This window comes from Teichococcus vastitatis, from assembly GCF_003604215.1.
GTDB lineage: Bacteria > Pseudomonadota > Alphaproteobacteria > Acetobacterales > Acetobacteraceae > Pseudoroseomonas > Pseudoroseomonas vastitatis.
On the sequence record NZ_QXGS01000048.1, the window covers coordinates 1 to 18,168 of the forward strand.

General features: G+C 63.5%; 12 protein-coding genes. 6 read left to right on the forward strand and 6 right to left on the reverse strand.

Annotation, left to right across the window (positions count from 1 at the left end):
- Window positions 1-252 precede the first annotated feature (252 nt).
- The 3 genes from D2K64_RS21050 to D2K64_RS21060 all read left to right on the forward strand — a co-directional run bounded on the left by D2K64_RS21050 (window position 253) and on the right by D2K64_RS21060 (window position 2,746).
- Window positions 253-1,002 (forward strand): ParA family protein, encoded by a 750-nt coding sequence (locus tag D2K64_RS21050; RefSeq protein WP_238384350.1) that lies wholly within the window; start codon window positions 253-255, stop codon window positions 1,000-1,002.
- Window positions 1,003-1,157: 155 nt separating this feature from the next.
- A complete protein-coding gene (locus D2K64_RS21055; RefSeq protein WP_120010339.1) occupies window positions 1,158-1,379 on the forward strand; it encodes a hypothetical protein in 222 nt (73 codons plus the stop codon).
- Window positions 1,380-1,867: 488 nt separating this feature from the next.
- Complete coding sequence (locus D2K64_RS21060; RefSeq protein WP_238384351.1) at window positions 1,868-2,746, forward strand: replication protein RepA; 879 nt, start codon at window positions 1,868-1,870, stop codon at window positions 2,744-2,746.
- Between the two features lie 431 nt (window positions 2,747-3,177).
- On the opposite strand, the gene D2K64_RS21065 is transcribed toward D2K64_RS21060, so the two are convergent.
- Window positions 3,178-7,002, reverse strand: coding sequence for a PAS domain S-box protein (locus tag D2K64_RS21065; RefSeq protein WP_157986002.1), 3,825 nt, complete (start codon window positions 7,000-7,002; stop codon window positions 3,178-3,180).
- Window positions 6,999-7,352 (reverse strand): hypothetical protein, encoded by a 354-nt coding sequence (locus D2K64_RS21070; RefSeq protein WP_120010342.1) that lies wholly within the window; start codon window positions 7,350-7,352, stop codon window positions 6,999-7,001. The genes D2K64_RS21065 and D2K64_RS21070 overlap by 4 nt, the downstream gene beginning before the upstream one ends.
- 666 nt (window positions 7,353-8,018) lie before the next feature.
- Between D2K64_RS21070 and D2K64_RS21075 the strand changes: the two genes are divergently transcribed.
- Complete coding sequence (locus tag D2K64_RS21075; RefSeq protein ID WP_120010343.1) at window positions 8,019-10,418, forward strand: PAS domain-containing sensor histidine kinase; 2,400 nt, start codon at window positions 8,019-8,021, stop codon at window positions 10,416-10,418.
- Between the two features lie 428 nt (window positions 10,419-10,846).
- Here D2K64_RS21075 and D2K64_RS21085 read toward each other — a convergent pair whose 3' ends face one another.
- The 3 genes from D2K64_RS21085 to D2K64_RS21090 all read right to left on the reverse strand — a co-directional run bounded on the left by D2K64_RS21085 (window position 10,847) and on the right by D2K64_RS21090 (window position 14,909).
- The gene (locus tag D2K64_RS21085; protein WP_120010345.1) at window positions 10,847-12,913 is read right to left on the reverse strand and encodes a methyl-accepting chemotaxis protein; all 2,067 of its coding nucleotides are present in this window, start codon (window positions 12,911-12,913) and stop codon (window positions 10,847-10,849) included.
- Window positions 12,914-13,905: 992 nt separating this feature from the next.
- Window positions 13,906-14,037: a hypothetical protein gene (locus D2K64_RS26010; RefSeq protein WP_274379321.1), complete on the reverse strand. Its 132-nt coding sequence runs from the start codon at window positions 14,035-14,037 to the stop codon at window positions 13,906-13,908.
- Between the two features lie 665 nt (window positions 14,038-14,702).
- A complete protein-coding gene (locus D2K64_RS21090) occupies window positions 14,703-14,909 on the reverse strand; it encodes a hypothetical protein (protein ID WP_202910779.1) in 207 nt (68 codons plus the stop codon).
- Between the two features lie 287 nt (window positions 14,910-15,196).
- Here D2K64_RS21090 and istA point away from each other — a divergent pair, with 287 nt between their 5' ends.
- The gene (gene istA, locus D2K64_RS21095; protein ID WP_120010347.1) at window positions 15,197-16,720 is read left to right on the forward strand and encodes an IS21 family transposase; all 1,524 of its coding nucleotides are present in this window, start codon (window positions 15,197-15,199) and stop codon (window positions 16,718-16,720) included.
- Entirely contained in the window at window positions 16,710-17,489 is a 780-nt protein-coding gene (istB, locus tag D2K64_RS21100) for an IS21-like element helper ATPase IstB (RefSeq protein ID WP_120010348.1), read from the forward strand. The genes istA and istB overlap by 11 nt, the downstream gene beginning before the upstream one ends.
- 208 nt (window positions 17,490-17,697) lie before the next feature.
- Here istB and D2K64_RS21105 read toward each other — a convergent pair.
- Window positions 17,698-18,168 (reverse strand): hypothetical protein (locus tag D2K64_RS21105; RefSeq protein ID WP_120010349.1); only part of this gene is annotated, 471 nt, incomplete at its 5' end.

Sequence of the window (18,168 nt, forward strand, 5' to 3'; positions counted from 1 at the left end):
GATCGGCCCTTCCCTCGCATCGGACCGCCCTCCTGTGGCTGCCGCTGCGCAGACCACGAACAGAAGCAAGATCCGCGGCCGGACGACACCTGCGTTGACCAACCATTGCCCAATGACAGAAGGTGTCAATTTGGGAATTGCTAAAATGTTAGCTAGTTAGCTTGTTAGCTTGTTAGCACCCGAGCTGGCTTCGTTGACTAGCCGAGTGCGCACTTGTAATCCGGCTTCCTATCCAGGGGATGGGAATTCAGTATGAAGGTTCTGGTGACAGCCAGCCGGAAAGGCGGCTCAGGGAAGACGGTGGTCACTCGTCATCTCGCGGTCGCTGCCCTCCGGAGTGGCATCGGCAAGGTAGCGATGGTCGATCTTGACCCCATGCGCGGCCTGTCCCGGTGGTGGCAACGCCGCCCAGAAGACGGCCTCGAGCTGGTGCAACTCGCTCCGGAAGGCTTGCCGTCCGCCACACATGAAGATCGCGCCGGCGCGGCGTTGGCGGCCGCCCAGCAGCTCAATGGCGCTATTCCTGCCTTGCGCGCCCAGGGTTACGGCCTCCTCCTGATCGACACCCCGCCCGCCGCGGATGAAATTGTTCGATTAGCCGTGAAGGCAGCCGACTTGGTTTTGGTGCCGGTACGTCCATCGCCGGATGATCTGGACGCCGTGGGGGAAACCGCCGACTTGGTTGCGGGCCTCAGTCGACCGATGGTCTTCATCATCAACTCGGCAACGAAGCGCGCCCGACTGACTGGAGACGCCGCAGTAGCGCTGAGCCAGCATGGAACCGTGGCGCCCTCGACCTTGCACAGATCGGATGCGTACGCTGCGTCAGCGCTAGACGGCCTTACGGTTCAGGAGGCGGATCCCCGCGGCGCCCCTGCTGGCGAAGTTTCAGCGCTATGGGGATATGTATCCAAGCGCTCTGGTCTGTTAGCCAGTGAGCCAGTTAGCGAGTTAACAAAAAGGCCGGCTCTAAAGCTAGTCGGCGGGCGAAAGGGTAAGTGAAGTAGATGACGAAGCAGCCGACACGTCTGTCTTCCTTCTCTATTCCTCGGGAACCAGCCAATGTGCAGGACACCCCGCCTGCAGAGGCGCCTATATCTCAGGCTGCATCCCAACCAGTTCTAGCGCCAGTTGCTCCGCTTGTTCAGCCGCACGAGGTGCCGCCGGCCACCTTCCAACAGGAGCCGATCGACGTCATCACCCCGACCGTCCGGCATCGGAAACCCAAAGAGACGGACATCCCGCGAACTCAGGTAGGCGCCCGCATTCCGGCGCCGCTGGCTGATCGGCTGGCCGATTATTGTCATTACGAACGCGCCCGGCAGCAGGATGTCGTCGCCGAAGCCATCCTCGAGTTCCTGACGAAGAAGGGCTTTTGAGGGAAAGTTGTGACTGTTGCCGACCGTGGCTGCTGGTCCGACTCGGAGAAAAATGGTCGGCCTCGGCGGAGTAGAGACTTGTGATCTTTGCTGACCACGGCCAGCAGGCCACAACGATCTACTTTCTGTGTGACTGATGCCGACTAGCCAAAAAAGCGGCTGAGGAGAAGTCCAAGGAAAACAAGCGGTTGAAAAGTTATCCCAGTGTCTGATGCCGACCACTTCAATCTATCAATAAAGTTATCTTTATCTATTGCTTCGTCGGCATCAATCACATCTCCGGTCGGCATCAGTCACATCGACAGAATGCTTTTCCCAGGGCAGATTTCTGATTAGAGGGCATCATGAAATCGGCGTCAGGAAGAAAGCGGACTTCGGCACCTGACCTCTTCTCGCTTCACGGTTTGGTTGCCGAGAAGGGTAGTGAAGGGGCGGTAACTTACGCCCAGAACGCACTCTCGTCCCGCGAAGCTAGTGAGATCTCCCTCATGGACGCTGTTGCCGGGCGTTCTGGTCGCCGCATCGTGGATGCTGCCTCGGCCGCCATAACGCGCGAGATAGAGGGTGACGCCCAGCCGGGCTACACCTACAGCGCTTGGTGCCTCGCTGGCCTGCCGCACCGTGAGCGCCCGGCCGGGCAGGACTGGCTCATCAAGACCGACTTTGCGCAGCTCCTGGTCCGGCCAGGCGTCCGCATGATGGACGATGACACCCGCGAGGCATTACCGGTTCCTTCTGGCACATTGGCCCGCCTACTGCTCATCGATTGGCAAACGCAGGCATACACCTCCGATTGTCGGGAGATCATCCTCGGCCGGAATCCCAACGCCCTCCTGTCGCGCCTGGGTCTCAGCCGCGGCGGTCCGGTTACCCGCAAGCTCGCCGACCAGCTGGAGCGCCTAGCCACCTGCACTCTGGACTTCAGGTTCGGAACGGACAGGGCGGCGGTCGTCGTCAATGAACGGCTGATCGACGCCTACTTTTACGTTGGCGGCGAAGACCCACGCACGAAGCGACATGCCCGCTGGATCGAACGCATCGTTCTGTCAGAGCCGTTCTTCAACGAGCTGCGCCGTCACCCCGTGCTAATCGACCGTGCCGCCATCAAGGACATCCAGTCGTCCCCACGGGCATTGGATGCCTACCTGTGGCTGGCATTCCGCCTTCATGCTCTAGACAGCGAAATCCTTGTTCCCTGGCCGTCCCTGTGGCGGCAGTTCGGCACTGAGTTTGGGACACTGAAGCATTTCAAGTCCGAGTTCCCGGAACCCTTGGCTCTGGCCCTAGCGGCCTACCGGTCGGCCCGTGTCGAGGTCACTGACCGCGGCCTGATCCTCGCTCCATCGCCGCCGCCGATTGGGTGGTAGGTCGATAAGGATCACATCTCCAGGCTACTACCTGTACCGACTCCAGACGACCTCACATCTAGATTTCCGGCGTCCGTACCTGGAGCATGTCCTGGATCTCCTGACGCAACGCTCGGGCTGAAGGCGCCGAGGCCGGAGAGCATTCCGAGCCCGCCGGCGGCGCTGACCGCCACAGCCAAACAGGGCGGCCGGCCTTATGCTAGCCTGTACCGGAGGCAGCGTCGATGAACTCAAGCCACGCGGTCAGAGCGGTGCGCAGCATCGCCGGAGACGCCTTATGTGAGAGGTGAACTCAGCTTAGCGGACCAGGCAGGAGTGAACTACGCTTGGCAGAGCAGGACCGAATACAGCAGCGAAATTGATTGCGGCGGAGACCTCCTGACATCCGGTAAGCGAAGTTATCGGATCAAAGAACTTGTTTAGTTTCTAACTCAGTCTTTTTCGATCATATCGCGGATGCGGGTGGCCAGGGCCTGCATGGCAAAGGGCTTGGTGACCACCTGCATACCAGGCTCGAGGCTGGTCTTGCCGATCACTGCATTCTCCGCATAGCCCGTGATGAAGAGGACCTTCAGCCCTGGCCTCTGCTGGCGTGCCGCATCCGCAAGCTGGCGTCCGTTCATGCCTCCCGGAAGACCGACGTCGGTGACCAAGAGGTCCACCCGCTGATGCGATTGCAGGACACGCAAACCTTCCGGACCATCTGCTGCTTCAATGGCTGCGTAGCCGAGCTCCTCCAGGACCTCCGTGACCAGCATGCGGATGACCGGTTCGTCATCCACCACCAGCACAACTTCCCCCGTCCTCGCGCCGAGAGCTTCCGCTGGCGTCTCAGTGTTCACATCAGCGTGGACCTCCCCAACGTAGCGAGGAAGGTAGATGTGCACCCCTGTGCCTCGGCCAACCTGGCTGGCGATGCGCACGCGCCCGCCGGATTGTTGTGCGAACCCATAGACCATCGAGAGCCCAAGCCCGGTCCCCTGGCCTAGCGGCTTGGTGGTGTAGAACGGCTCGAAAGCCCGCTCGGCGACCTCGGGCGGCATACCCGTGCCGGTGTCGGTGACGGACACCATCACATACTCGCCCGGGTCTACCCCGCGCAGCCGGGCGGCGCCTGGATCACCCAGTGACTTGTTGACCGCCTCAATGGTCAGGCGCCCTCCACCGGGCATGGCATCGCGGCTATTGAGCGCCAGGTTGAGCAAGGCGTTCTCAAGCTGGTTCGGATCACACAGTGTTGTCCACAGATCCATCGGTATCGCGGCCTCGACCTGGATCGCTGGTCCTACCGACCGGCGGATGAGGTCCTCCATCGAGGCGACAAGCTTGGCGACATTGGTCGGCTTCGGATCGAGCGTCTGCCGCCGGGAGAAGGCGAGCAGGCGATGGGTCAGGGTTGCCGCCCGTTGAGCTGAACTCCGGGCCGCATCGAGATAACGAGACAGGTCCTGTGTCTGCCGTTGGGCGATCCGGAACTCGAGCAGATCTAGGCTGCCCGTGATGCCGGTCAGCAAATTGTTGAAGTCGTGTGCCAGACCGCCGGTGAGTTGGCCGACGGCCTCCATCTTGTGTGACTGACGAAGCTGCTCCTGGGCTCGTTCAAGTTCCTCAGCCGCGGCCTTCTCGGCGGTGATGTCGCGGCCCACGGCATGGATGAAGTTTTCATCGGGAACGGCGGTCCAGGAGATCCAGCGATCGCTTCCGTCCCTGTGCCGATAGCGGTTCTCGAAGCGCAAAACCCGAAGTCCTTCCGCGAGGCGGCCTACAGCGGCGAGGGTTGCCTCGCGATCCTCGGGATGGACCAAGTCCAGAAAATGCGTACCAAGCAGATCCGTCTCGCTCCAGCCTAGCAGCGTCTGCCAAGCCGGGTTCACGGCGGTAATCGACGCATCGAAGCGCGCCAAGAGCATAATGTCCGTCGAGAGACGCCACATGCGGTCCCGGTCGGCCGTTCGTTCCGCGACGCGCGCCTCCAGCACCTCATTGAGGTCCAGAAGCGAGTCCTCCAGAGTTCGGCGGTCGTGGATATCAGTGTTGTTGCCCAGCCATGCGGTGACTTCACCGCCGGTGTCGCGCACCGGCGTGCCGCGGATCTGAAACCACCGGTAGGTTCCGTCGTGACGGCGGAAGCGGCAATCCACCGCATAAATACTGCCTTCGCTGCGGGCCTTCTCCCACGCCGTGAGGAGGGTTCCGGCATCCTCGGGATGCAGGATCCTTTCCCAGCCAAGGGGCAACGACTCCTCGGCCGTCAGGCCGGTGTACTCGTACCAGGCGTCGTTCAGATAGCTCAGCGTTCCATCCCGGTGACCGAGCCACACGATTGCGGGCGAGGAGGCAGCGAGCAGCCGGAAGCGGCCTTCGCTCTCCCGCAGCCGTGCCTCGCTCGCGGCGAGGGCTCTCACAGCGCGCTTGCGTTCCGTGATATCGTGGACGACCAAAACAGCTCCGGTAACTTTGTCCTCGGCCACGATCGGAGCGTTCGAGCAAGCCACGTCGACTGTCTCGCCGCTCTTGCAGAAGAAGACGTCCTCGTGCCCGCGTAGCACCTCGCCGGACGATAGAGCCTGAACCAGGGGGCATTCTGCCGCGGGAAAGAAATTGCCGTCCTCGTGATGGTGGTGCAGCAGGTCATGCAGGACGTGGCCGAGGAGCTCGCCACGTTGCCATCCGAACATCGCCTCGGCGGCTGGATTGGCGAAGGTAATCCGCCCCTCATGGTCCATCAGGAACAGAGCCTCGGCGGCATTCTCGGTGATGGCCGCCAGAAGGTCCGTTTGCTGGCGCAGTTCAGTCTCGGATCTCAGGCGCTCGCGGACCGCAGCAACCTGTTGCGTCAGTGTGCCAAAAAATGCCAGGTCGGCCTCGGAGAAGCGATCGCGGCTCCGCGTCCCGAAGGACAGCGTTCCAAGCAGCCGCTCTGCTGCCAGGAGCGGGAAAGCGACGTAAGCTCGGAAGCCCTGCCGACGGATGATGCTCAGGCGGGGATGGTCTGTGGCCTGCACGTCGTTGATGTGCAGGGATTGCCGCGTTTGCGCGACATGGCTGCATACGGAACTGTCATCCATGTTGAGCCGCGCGACCGCCGTCTCGGCGTCTGGTGAGAGCCCGAAGCAGGCGGCGAGGCGTAGAGCACCGTCTGCTTCGTCCATCACGTAGCTGAACGAGGCGTCAATACCGAATTCCTCCGACAACGATCGGAACAGGGGTGTCAGAACGTCGTCCGGATCCCTGGCACTGAGTAACCTGGCGGCTGTCTCTGAGACAATCTCCAGCCTGCGCGCGCGCATACGCAGCACGTGCTCGTCACGCTTCCGGTCGCTGATGTCACGATAGAAGACCGCGATGCCGTCGGCCGTCGGGTAGATGCGGGTTTCGAACCAGACGTCGCGTTGACCGGAGACAGAGTGGTTCTCGAGAGTGACCGGCACGCGCTCGAGCATGCAGCGCCGGCATGCCGCCTCAAGCGACGTGTCGATGGAGGTGGGCCAGAATTCCCAATAAGCGCGACCGAGGAGATCCTCGCGGGACCGGCCCTCGAGCTCGGCCGCCCTGCCGTTCACCTGAATGATGCGGAAGTCGCGATCCATGGCAATGAAAGCCTCGCCCATGGAGGCGAGAAGGTCGCGCGCGCGCGCCTCAGCCAGCCGCGCCTCCTCGTGGGACCGGTACTCCTCAGTCCGGTCGCGCAGAATTTTGAGAAAACCCCGGACTTCACCGTCGCGGAGCGGCATCATCTGGCCTCGGGCCCAGAAGCGCGAGCCGTCCTTGCGGACATGCCAGCGCTCATCTGCCGCCTGACCGCACTCCAGCGCCGTGTTCATCTCGTGATCGGGCGCAGCCGCGGCGCGATCCTCCGGCGTAAAGATGATGCTGCCAGCCTGGCCAAGGATCTCGGATTCTTCCCAACCGAGGATGCGTCGGGCGCCTTCGTTCCAGGAGATCACCTTGCCGGACAGGTCCATGCTGAAGATGGCGTAGTCGGTCGCGCTCTCCAGGATGAGGCGGTGGAGTTCAAAACTCCTCTGAAGTTCGGCCTGACTCAGGCGCAACTCGGCATTGATCTGCTTCAGCGCGGCATTGAGCGACGCAGCTGGGGCGTGTTGGGGAATCTCGTCCATTGACACGGTATTGGCGGGGTTTCCCGCTTTCTCAAGCTGACCGCGAAGACGGGCAACCTCAGCCTCGAGCTCGGCTTTCCAGCGCCGCAGTTGTGCGAACTCGGCGGCGTGTGGATTATCGGGAGAAGCCCTCACTGGGCCGCCTGCATCGTGATCCCCTGACGTGCCTCGGCCCTCTCAAACACCCACTGGCGCAAGAAGCCGACAATGCGATCGGCGAGAACGGTAAGCCCGCGCGCGAGTCCGCTCTCGGCTATAGCGTACCGCTCGATCCAGCCCGCGAGCATGCCTTCGGACGTTTCTCTCAGCCTCTGCATCCAGTTCGGGGCAGGGGTGGCGCGGCCCTCGTCCTGTTGGCTATACCAGAGCCGCCAATGCGTCCTGGCGTCAGCATCGCGAGACAGCCCGGCATGGTTCAGTGCGGCTTGCCAGACGCTGCCACACAACGCTTCGAGCCATGGGACACCATCGCGTTCGTCCTCCATCACGCCCCCAGAAGCCAGTAGGTTGCATTTTGGCAATTAAGCCTAGGCCGAAAGTGCTTAGACATTCAATGAGGCAACATCTCTATCCACCTTGGATTTTCCATATTGATGTTGCATAGAAAGCTAGAATTATTCCATGGATAGGCTGAATGTTAATCTAGTACATAATAGTACTTATTAGGCGCCTAATAGTATGTTCGAAGGACAATAATCAATATTTAAAATAGGTTACGGCTTGAGCTTTGGAATTATTACAAAATAGTGATCGCCCTGAGGTTGCGCAGATCTGTTAACGCCACCGATAGTTGTGTTGGAGGTCGCAATGTCCCTGAGCCCGAGTGCGTCGCTGTCACCAAAGGATTTGAGTCCGGAAGCCATCGCCGAATGGCTCGCTCAGGCCGAGCAGATCACGCAGGCGCAGTTCTCCCAGGTGAGAACTGCGCCTGCACCGCTCCAAAGTTCAGGCAAATGAGCTTCGGTTCAGGCCGCTCGAGTGGTCCTGATCAAGAGGCAGCATGAGGAACTTAACCAGCCTCTTCGCAAGTGCCCTCAGCACGAACCGTGACCACCCTGCGCCTCGCGCATTACCAGCAGCATGGCAAAGCGCGTCCCGCTGAACGTCTCTCCGGCTCCAGAAAGTGGCCGTCTCCCTCATCCAGGCGAGCCATGAGTGCTGATCAGGCCCCTTGGCAGGAAAGCACGGAGGAATGGGCCGCCGATGCCGCCTTCCTGCGCGGCGTGCTGTCCTCGTCCGGCGACTGCATCAAGGTGCTCGACCTCGATGGCCGGCTGCTGTTCATGAGCGACGGCGGGCGGCGGATCATGGAGATCGACGACTTCGAGGCCGTGCGAGGCTGCCCCTGGCCAGAGTTCTGGCAAGGCAGGCAGCGCGCCGATGCCGAGGCCGCCGTTGCGACGGCCCGGGCCGGCGGCATCGGGCGCTTCCAGGGCACTGCCCCCACGATGGCCGGCACCTTGCGCCAGTGGGACGTCCAGGTGACACCAATCCTGGGTGCTGACGGCAGGCCGGAGCGCCTGCTCTCCGTCTCCCGCGACGTCACGTTGACACGTCAGGCCGAAGCGGAGCTTCGCGAGAGCGAGGCACGGTTCCGCAACATGGCCGACCACGCCCCGGTCATGATGTGGGTCACCGACCCGACAGGGTACTGTACCTACCTCAACCGTCGCTGGCACGAATTCACCGGCCAGACGGAGGCGGAGGCGCGCGGCTTAGGCTGGACGAAAGCAACTCATCCCGACGACCAGCGGCGGGCCGAGGACGCCTTCATGTCGGCGAACACGGCGCAGGCGCCATTCCGTGTCGAGTACCGGCTGCGGCGGGCGGATGGCACCTACCGTTGGGCGATCGACGCGGCCAGCCCGCGCTTCGGCGAGGACGGTGCGTTCCTCGGCTATGTCGGCTCCGTGATCGACATCGATGAGCGCCGCGAGGCTGAGGAGGCGCTGAGGGCGAGCGAGGCCCGGTTCCAGGCGATCACCAACTCGGTGGAGCAGCTGATCTGGTCCACCCGCCCCGACGGCTACCACGACTACTACAATGAGCGTTGGTACGAATATACCGGCCTCGTACCCGGATCGACCGATGGCGAGGCATGGAACGGCGTGTTCCATCCCGAGGATCGTGAGCGCGCCTGGACGGTGTGGCGGCGGAGCCTGGAAACCGGTGAGCCGTACCACATCGAGTATCGGCTTCGGCACCGCTCCGGGCAGTATCGCTGGGTGCTGGGCCGTGCGCAGCCGGTCCGCGACGGAGAAGGCCGCATTACGCGCTGGTTCGGCTCCTGCACCGACATCGAGGAGATCGTCCAGGCGCGGGAGGTCCTGACCCGCTCGCGCGCGGAGCTGACGCGCGAGGTGGAAGCGCGCACCGAGGCGCTGATGGCGGCCGAGGCGGCGCTGCGGCAAAGCCAGAAAATGGAGGCGGTGGGGCAACTTACCGGCGGCCTGGCGCATGACTTCAACAATCTGATCACTGGCGTCACCGGCAGCCTGGAACTGCTCACCGCGCGCGTGGCGCAGGGCCGCCTCGATAACATCGACCGCTACGTCAACGCGGCTCAGGATGCGGCCCGACGCGCGGCGGCACTGACCCATCGGCTGCTCGCCTTCTCGCGCCGGCAGACCTTGGATCCCAAGCCCACGAATGTGAACCTGCTGATCGCCGGCATGGCGGAACTGGTCCAGCGCACGGTCGGACCTGGGATCAGGGTGGAAACGGCCGCGGCGGTGGGCTTGTGGCACACTCTGGTCGATCGGGGCCAGCTCGAGAACGCACTGCTGAACCTGTGCATCAACGCCCGCGACGCCCTGCCCGAAGGTGGCAAGCTGGCGATCGAGACCGCCAATTGCTTTCTGGACGAACGGGCAGCACGCGAATGGGAGCTGCCGCCGGGCCAATATGTCTCGCTCAGCGTCGCCGACAATGGCACCGGCATGCCTCCCGACGTGGCTTCGCGCGCTTTCGACCCGTTCTTCACGACCAAGCCGATCGGGCAGGGCACCGGCCTCGGCCTCTCCATGATCTACGGCTTTGCGCGGCAGTCGAATGGGCAGGTGCGGATCGCCTCTGAGGTTGGGCAGGGGACAACCGTGCACCTGTACCTGCCCCGCTACACGGGCGAGACTTCGGACGCCGAGGCGGTGCCGGAGCAAGCCACTGCCGCACCGTCTGCCGCATCAGGCAAGACGGTGCTGGTGGTGGACGACGAGCCGACGGTGCGGATGCTGGTGGTGGAGGTGCTGGAGGAGCTGGGCTACACGGCGCTCGAGGCAGCGGACGGTGAGGCCGGGCTGCGGATCCTGCGATCGGATGCCCGGATCGACCTGCTGGTCTCCGATGTAGGACTGCCAGGAGGCATGAACGGACGCCAGGTCGCCGATGCCGCGCGGGCGATCCGCTGCAACCTGAAGGTGCTCTTTATCACCGGATATGCGGAGAATGCCGTGTTGAGCCACGGTCATCTTGATGCAGGCATGCACGTGATGACCAAGCCGTTCACGATCAGGGCGCTAGCCGAGCGGATCCAAGCGCTGGTGCCGAGGTAAGGCTTTCACCCAAGCAAGGAACTCTCTCGCGATCAACGGCTGATGCATCGTGGTGCCCTTCAGCCGCAATTGATTTCGAGATCTCCGTTCCAACCCGATCCAGTATCCACCAGGACCGCAGCATCTCAGATACCCTGCCCAACGAAGCAGCCGTTGGCAGCCTCATCGGCGCCCTGCTCCTTGAGCAGTCCAACGCGTGAGCTGCTGGACGCTCACGCCGCATGGCGCTACAGGCATGAGCGCCGTGAGTGACACCTCCGCCTGCCTGCTGCGGCCGCCTGACACTGCGGCTCAGCCTCCTGAGGAGCAGCGCTCCTACACCATGGAGCAGGACATCATCACGGCGTGCTGTGCCGTGCAAATTTCTTTACACGGCGTCCTGGTCAGGCGAGCAATGGTCTGGTTGATCCTCTCGCGTTTCGCGGCATTCACCCGGCGCGGATGGCGGTGAGGAAATTGTCCATCCGCCCCTGCAGCTCCTCGGCTTGGCGCGCCAGCTTTCCCGCCGCGCTGCGCACATCGCCCGCCGCGCGACCGGTCCGTTCCGCATCCTCACTGACACCGCCGGCATGGCGGGAGGCTTCTTCGGTGCCAGCGGCTGCCCGCGCCACCGCGTTGCCAATCTCCCGCGTCGCTTCCGCCTGCTGGCCAGCGGCTTCCGCGACCAGCTCGGTGGTGTCGTTCAGCTCCCGGATCATGCGCGCAATGTCCCCGATTGCCTGCACCGTGCGCGCTGTCTCCCCCTGCATGGTTGCGATCTGCTGGCCAATCTCCTCCGTTGCCCGCGCGGTCTGGCTGGCCAGTGATTTCACTTCCCCCGCCACCACGGCAAAGCCCCTGCCGCTTTCGCCGGCGCGCGCTGCTTCGATCGTGGCGTTCAGCGCCAGCAGATTGGTCTGGCTGGCAATGCCCGTAATCAGCTGCACAACATCGCCGATCCGCCCGGCTGCCTCGGACAGGCCGCGCACAGTGCGGTCGGTGCTTTCGGCCGCCTCGGACGCTTGCCGCGCCCGCCCGGCGCTATCGCGCACCTGCCGCGCCACCTCGGCGATCGACGCTGAGAGCTCCTCCGCAGCTGCCGCCACAGACTGCACATTGCCGCTGGCCTGCTGAGAGGCATTGGCCACAGAGGAAGCTCGGGTGTTGCCGGAGGCTGCAATCTGAGCCATCCCGGCCGCCGTCGTATCCATCTCGGTGGCTGCAACAGCCACAGCCCGCAGCGCACTTGCTGTCTCGGCCTCAAAACCGCGCAGCAGGCTATCCACTCGCTCGGCGCGCACAACTTGCTGATGCTGACTTTCCTGCTGCGCTGCCGCCAATTCCCGCCGCTCCAGAGAGCCCGCGCGCAGGGTCTCGACAGCCGCCGCCATCTCGCCCAACTCGTCCGTCCGAGCTCGGCCCGGCACCGTCAGGTCCAATTCTCCCTGCGCGATGCGCGTAACGCTGCCTGTTAGTGCCCGCAGCGGCTGCACCACCCGCCGCAGCAGCATCAGCACCGAAGCTGCGGCCAAGCCGCAAACCAGCGATGCCAAGGCGAGCGCCTGGAGGAACGCCAGGCGTGCCTGATCCCCAGCAGCGTCTACATTCTCCATTGCTTCATCGAGTGCCGCGTCGCGCAGCTTCAGGATGTCGGCCTGTGCGGGAGTTGACCAAGCACGAAATGGCACCACCGCCAGTGGCCAAACAACACTGCCGCCGTTGAGTCCGGACCGCGCCAGGACCAGCATCTCACGCCAGCGCTTTTCCGACTGACCGGCAAAACTGTCCTGTTGATGGAGGAATGCATTCTGCAACGTCGCCTTGTCGGGCAGGGCAGCCAACAGCCTCGTCGCCACTGACCAGGCTTGTTCGATACGGCCTGTGTAGAGTTGCGCCAGTTCCAGCTGCTCAAGCTTGACCGGCACGCCTCCGATCCAGCTCGTGATGGCCGTATTACGGCGGCCTGCGAAGTCGCGCATGTCCATCACAGCCATGGCGATCTCCACCGTCTGCGCCACTGCAGGAGCGACAGCGGCAACCTGACGCGAGGCGGCTTCAGCTATGCGGGCGAGGCTGTCCGCTCCTTGGTTACGCAGAGCTTGGGTGCTCTCGGGCAGGCCGGGCTCGCGCAGGGCCAAGGGCTGCGCCAAGGCATTGAGCGTTCGCGCTCGGAGGGCAGCGATCCGTGCCCGGATCTCCGTTATCGAACCTTCTGACAGCGCGCTGGCGGCAGCCTGCCTCTCGGCATTCTCCAGTAAGGCATCGGTGATAGGCGCCTGTCGCCGCAGACCCTCAATGTCAGGCGTATCAAGTCGCAGCAGTGAGGCATAGGCTCCGACCTCCACACCGATCGCGGTCTGTGCTCGCTGAGCGGCGGCAACTGTGCGGGTCGCCACAATCGCGCGCTCCGCCTTCTGCCAGTCGTCCCAGGACGTCTTGGAGAGCCAAGCGGCAGCCATACCGCCCGGCACTGCGACACCACAGAAGCAGATCAGAAAGAAGTTTCGAATGCGCATGTCATGGTTCCGGCGTTTCTGGTCCGAGCATGGGCAGTGAACGGTTATGAGAAGATGAAGCGGGCGACTTGACCGTATCCCGGCGTGATCTGCGTGGCGGCGAGGGAGGCAGGCGTCGCCGCGGCCAGAGCCTGGAGCATGTTCCAGTCAGGCTTGCTCGGCGGGCTGAGCTACAACGTCACAAAGGTTTGGTGGTACTGCTCGGGGGAGAGGGCGCCGGGATCTGGTCGGGCGGATTGCACCGCCTCCCGTGCGCCGAGAGCGGCACGCCTATAGGGCAGCATCCAGCAAAGGGAGGCTGCAGTCGGGTAGATCACGCAGCCAGAGATCCTGCACTGCCACCACCGGCTTGCGGAACACCAGGCCAGCGAGCGCCTGCCGGGCCCGACCGTCCCAGGGGCTGGCGACTCACTGGTCCGCCGATAGTCCTAGAGTGCAGACTTTGACATCGGTTGGTTCAAGTGCAGTTTGCCCCTTATCTCATCGATCACGTTCAGGACTTGGTCTGAACGCGCCACAGATAGGTTATCAACCCGGCGCCGGAGACTAGGCGGGAGGCCTCCTCAAGCTCTCCTGCTGAAATTCCGTTGATAGCAGCATCCTCACTGCACCACCGTGCCAGCTTTATCGCCGACCGGAGGCTGCCATCGGTCAATGCTGCAGAGAACGCATGAGTGTGGCGGGGCCAAGATTGAAGAAATTCCGCCGCACGAGCATCCATACTGGAACCCTTTGAGGACTGCATCCTGCCACCAACAATCTGCCTTTTTGCAAAGCCAACTATCCAGGAGGCTGCCTGACTCGGTTTCTCGAGGGTCGTTCAGCTATACCCCATCAAAGCACATCACGCGTTTGTGATCAACCACTGCGCGCAAATTGCCTTCTCTAAAGACAGCCAGGCCTTCGTCTGAGAAAGAGCCTTTCGGAGCTGCGGTTCCGGAGAGGCTTTCGGCCAGAGACAGGGGAAGGTTGTTTGGGGAGGCGGCGGGCATTCAGCCATAGCGGGTTGCAATGATGGCAGCGCTGAAGGCCATGCCGCTAGCCAGCCCAGCACCCCAACCTAGCACGGAGCCGAGTGCCAGACAGATGGCGGTACTCGCCACAATCGCCGCTTTGTCGTTCATCGTCATCCTCCCTCATTTTGAGGCAAACGGTACAGGACAAGCTTGGCGCCACCACAGCTGTTATTGACTTACCTGTTGAGCCTGCCGCCGCGTCCCCTCCCGGAACTCGCGGCATCAGCGGCTGGCCCAGTGGCGGCGCTGATCTACAACACGCATGCCTGATGTAAGTTGATGCAGCAGCAGCTGGCCCAGCGCGATTGCTGCGGCGCTAGCGTCCTGTTTCGGCTGCTAAAGTGCAGCGGCCATCCTGCCGGATCTCGGCCGCGGAAGCGCTCTGCACGCTCCGGGGCCCTGACGTGGCAACCGGAGGGGCAGGCGGAGCAGCCCGGTGCAGCGGCTGGCCAGCAGTGACGCTGACCTACAACACGCATGCCTGATGTAAGTTGATGCAGCAGCTGCTGGCCCAGCGCGATTGCTGCGGCGCTAGCGTTCTGTTCCGCCTGCCAAAGTGTGCGCAGCGGCCATCCTGCCAGAACTCGGCCGCGGAAGCGCTCTGCACGCTCCGGGGCCCTGACGTGGCAACCGGAGGGGCAGGCGGAGCAGCCCGGTGCAGGATTCCCACGATCACCAGGCCACCCCACCTGCAAGGCGGTGTCCTAAGGGTGGCTCATCACCAGCGCCCTAAGATGGGGCTCGCCATCGCCGGCTCCGAGAAAGTCAGATCCTCAGCGTTCTGGCGAGCGGTGCCCATCCCCATTTTGGCCGGCCCCTTCATCCTGCGCCAGGCCGATCTCCATCAGGCGCCGCACCGCTTCCGGCCGTGAGGGAAACGGCGGGGCTTGCCGAGCGATCCAGGCATCGAGCCGCGCCAGCGCATCAGGCTGCAGCCGTACGCCGATCAGGGTGCCGGGCTGATCAGGGCGCCGCTTCACAGCATCATGACCTGCTTGTTTCATGATATCATGATAACACTGATGCGGCCGGGCGGGAAGATGGAAGCTCCCGCACCCGGCCTAACCCCAGGCACGGATGATCCCCATGTCCAAGGCTACCCCCACGCTTACCACATCCCGCCGCGGCCTGCTGGTCGCGGGCTTCTTCGCCACACTGTTGATTTTTGCTGAGATCTGACCCGGGAGGGGTCAGAGTTTTCGCTGAGAAATGACCCGTGTCTGTTCACCTCCTCGGCCAAACGGTCGGGGTGATCGGAGTGATCGACATGGAGTTGTTGAGCGTGATCCGCCGGTGGCATTACCGGGACCGTATTCCGATCCGCGAGATTGAGAGGCGCACCGGCCTGTCGCGGAACACGATCCGCAAATACCTGCGGTCGAACACGGTTGAAGTGAAGTTCAAGGTTCCCGAGCGCCCGAGCCGCCTGGACCCGTTTGCCGACAGGCTGTCGGACTGGCTGAGGGTGGAGGCGGGCAAGGGGCGTAAGGGACGCCGCACCGTGCGGCAGATCCATATGGATCTGGTTGCCCTGGGCTATGACGGGTCCTACGGCCGGGTCGCTGCCTTTGCCCGATGCTGGCAGGCGAGGCGGGAGGCGGCACAGCAGACAACCGGGCGCGGCGTGTTCGTGCCCCTGTTCTTCCAGCCTGGCGAGGCGTTCCAGTTCGACTGGAGCGAGGACTGGGCGACGGTGGGCGGCAAGCGGATCAAGCTGCAGGCCGCGCACACCAAGCTGTCGCACAGCCGGGCTTTCGTTGTCCGGGCTTACAAGCTGCAAACCCATGAGATGCTGTTCGATGCCCTGGCCGAGGCGTTCCGCGTGCTGGGCGGCGTCCCGCGCCGCGGCATCTTCGACAACATGAGGACCGCCGTCGACCGGGTCGGCGCGGGCAAGATGAGGCAGGTCAACGCGCGGTTCGCGGCCATGGCCAGCCACTACCTGTTTGAGGCGACCTTCTGTAATCCGGCATCGGGCTGGGAGAAGGGTCAGGTCGAGAAAAACGTGCAGGACGCCCGGCGGCAGATCTGGCAGGGCATGCCGCCATTCGCGGATCTGTCCTCCCTCAACACGTGGCTGGAGGCCCGCTGCATCGAGCGCTGGAGCGAACTGTTCCACGGGGTTCTGCCGGGCAGCGTCGCCGAGGTGCATGCCCGGGAGCGGATGAGCCTGATGCCGCTGGGGCGGGCGTTCGACGGGTTTGTTGAACACACCAAGCGGGTCTCGCCGACCTGCCTCGTGCACTTCGAGAGCAACCGCTACAGCGTTCCGGCCTCGTTCGCCAATCGGCCGGTCAGCCTGCGCGTCTACCCCGACCGGCTCGTGGTCGTGGCCGAGGGACAGGCCCTGTGCGAGCACGTCCGGATCGTCGAGCGCGCGCACGATGTTCCCGGCCGCACGGTCTACGACTGGCGGCACTACCTGGCGGTGATCCAGCGCAAGCCGGGCGCCCTGCGCAATGGCGCGCCCTTTGCCGAGATGCCGGAGGCGTTCCGCAGGCTCCAGACCCAGTTCCTCCGGCGGCCAGGGGGCGAGCGGGAGATGGTGGACGTCCTCGCCCTTGTGCTGCAGCACGACGAGCAGGCGGTACTGTGCGCCGTGCAACTGGCCCTCGAGGGTGGGGTCGCCACCAAGACCCACGTCCTCAACATTCTGCACCGCCTGACCGACGGCAAGAACACGGCCGCGGTCATCGATGCGCCCCAGGCCCTTGTGTTGAACCAGGAGCCGAGGGCCGACATCGAACGCTACGACGCGCTGCGGAACCGGGAGGTGCGCCATGCGTCATGATCCCGCCAGCGCCGCCCTCGTGGTCATGCTGCGCGGGCTCAAGATGTACGGCATGGCCCAGGCAGTCAGCGAACTGATGGAACAGGGCGCACCGGCGTTCGAGGCGGCCGTTCCCACGCTCTCCCAGTTGCTCAAGGCCGAGGTTGCCGAGCGCGAGGTCCGCTCGATCGCCTACCAGACCAAAGCCGCCCGGTTCCCCGCCTACAAAGACCTGGCCGGTTTCGATTTCGCGGCCAGCGGGGTCAACGAGGCCACGGTCCGGCAACTGCATCGGGGTGAGTTCACCGAGCGGGCGGACAATGTGGTGCTGATCGGCGGACCGGGCACCGGCAAGACCCACCTCGCCACGGCATTCGGCATCCAGGCCATCGAGCACGGCCGCAAGAAAGCCAGGTTCTTCTCCACGGTCGATCTGGTCAATGCGCTGGAACAGGAAAAGACCGCCAATAAGGCAGGACAACTCGCCGAACGCCTGCTGCGCCTCGATCTCGTCATCCTCGATGAGCTCGGCTACCTGCCGTTCAGCTCATCGGGCGGAGCCCTGCTGTTCCACCTGCTCAGCAAGCTCTACGAGCGCACCAGCGTGGTGATCACCACCAACCTGAGTTTCAGTGAGTGGGGCGAGGTCTTTGGCGATGCCAAGATGACAACGGCCTTGCTCGACCGGCTCACCCACCACTGCCACATCCTGGAAACCGGCAACGACAGCTTCAGGTTCAGGAACAGCTCGGCAGAACCCAAAAACAGGAGAGCCAAAACACCTGCTTGACCCGCGGCCACAGCCCGCGGGCCATATTCCTGGCCGGGTCACTTCTCGATGAAAACGCCGGGTCAGATCTCAGCGAAAATCAACAACCCGATCGTCGAACGCACGGCCAACCCGTCCGACACCGCACTGATCGGGGTGGCCACTCAAGATCAGGCGGGAGCAGGATGATCACTGCAATGCCACCGTCTTCTAACCTCGACTTTGGCCATCAGGCGGCGTGACAGAGGGCGTAAGCCCAGGCGTGCTGGAGCGCTTGCCGAGGTTTTGCGCCGTGACCTCCATGCCGGGATGTGAGGAAACCTTGCTCGCACCAGATGTGACGTCGCACGGCGGCGAGGGTGTCGCTGAAGGTCGGGCGTTCCTTGCGGTACCAGGCGCTGCTTGCCGCGGCATTGCGTTCTGAGGCTCTGAGCTGAGCAGCCAGGAGGGTGACGAGGGAGAATAGCCCAAGCAGGCATGGCGTCGTGCGGGCGATGGCGAGGTCCGACCACTGGCGCTGGGTCTCGACACCGAGATGCATCCTGGTTTCCTGAAAGGTCACCTCCAGCTGCCAGCGCTGGATGAACCAACACAGGATCTGCTCGGGCGTTTGATCAGGCTCGGTGCACAGCAGGGCCTGCGGATCGAACCGGCGATGAGGATCTCGGACCAGGACCCAGCGGATCGGCACGATGGGCAT

Excerpts from the sequence above, each read along its gene's own strand:
- D2K64_RS21050 (WP_238384350.1), top strand. The coding sequence starts at position 253 with ATGAAGGTTCTGGTGACAGCCAGCCGGAAAGGCGGCTCAGGGAAGACG.
- D2K64_RS21060 (WP_238384351.1), top strand. The coding sequence starts at position 1,868 with ATGGACGCTGTTGCCGGGCGTTCTGGTCGCCGCATCGTGGATGCTGCC.
- D2K64_RS21070 (WP_120010342.1), bottom strand. The coding sequence starts at position 7,352 with ATGGAGGACGAACGCGATGGTGTCCCATGGCTCGAAGCGTTGTGTGGC.
- D2K64_RS21075 (WP_120010343.1), top strand. The coding sequence starts at position 8,019 with ATGAGTGCTGATCAGGCCCCTTGGCAGGAAAGCACGGAGGAATGGGCC.
- D2K64_RS21085 (WP_120010345.1), bottom strand. The coding sequence starts at position 12,913 with ATGCGCATTCGAAACTTCTTTCTGATCTGCTTCTGTGGTGTCGCAGTG.
- D2K64_RS26010 (WP_274379321.1), bottom strand. The coding sequence starts at position 14,037 with ATGAACGACAAAGCGGCGATTGTGGCGAGTACCGCCATCTGTCTGGCA.
- istA (WP_120010347.1), top strand. The coding sequence starts at position 15,197 with ATGGAGTTGTTGAGCGTGATCCGCCGGTGGCATTACCGGGACCGTATT.
- istB (WP_120010348.1), top strand. The coding sequence starts at position 16,710 with ATGCGTCATGATCCCGCCAGCGCCGCCCTCGTGGTCATGCTGCGCGGG.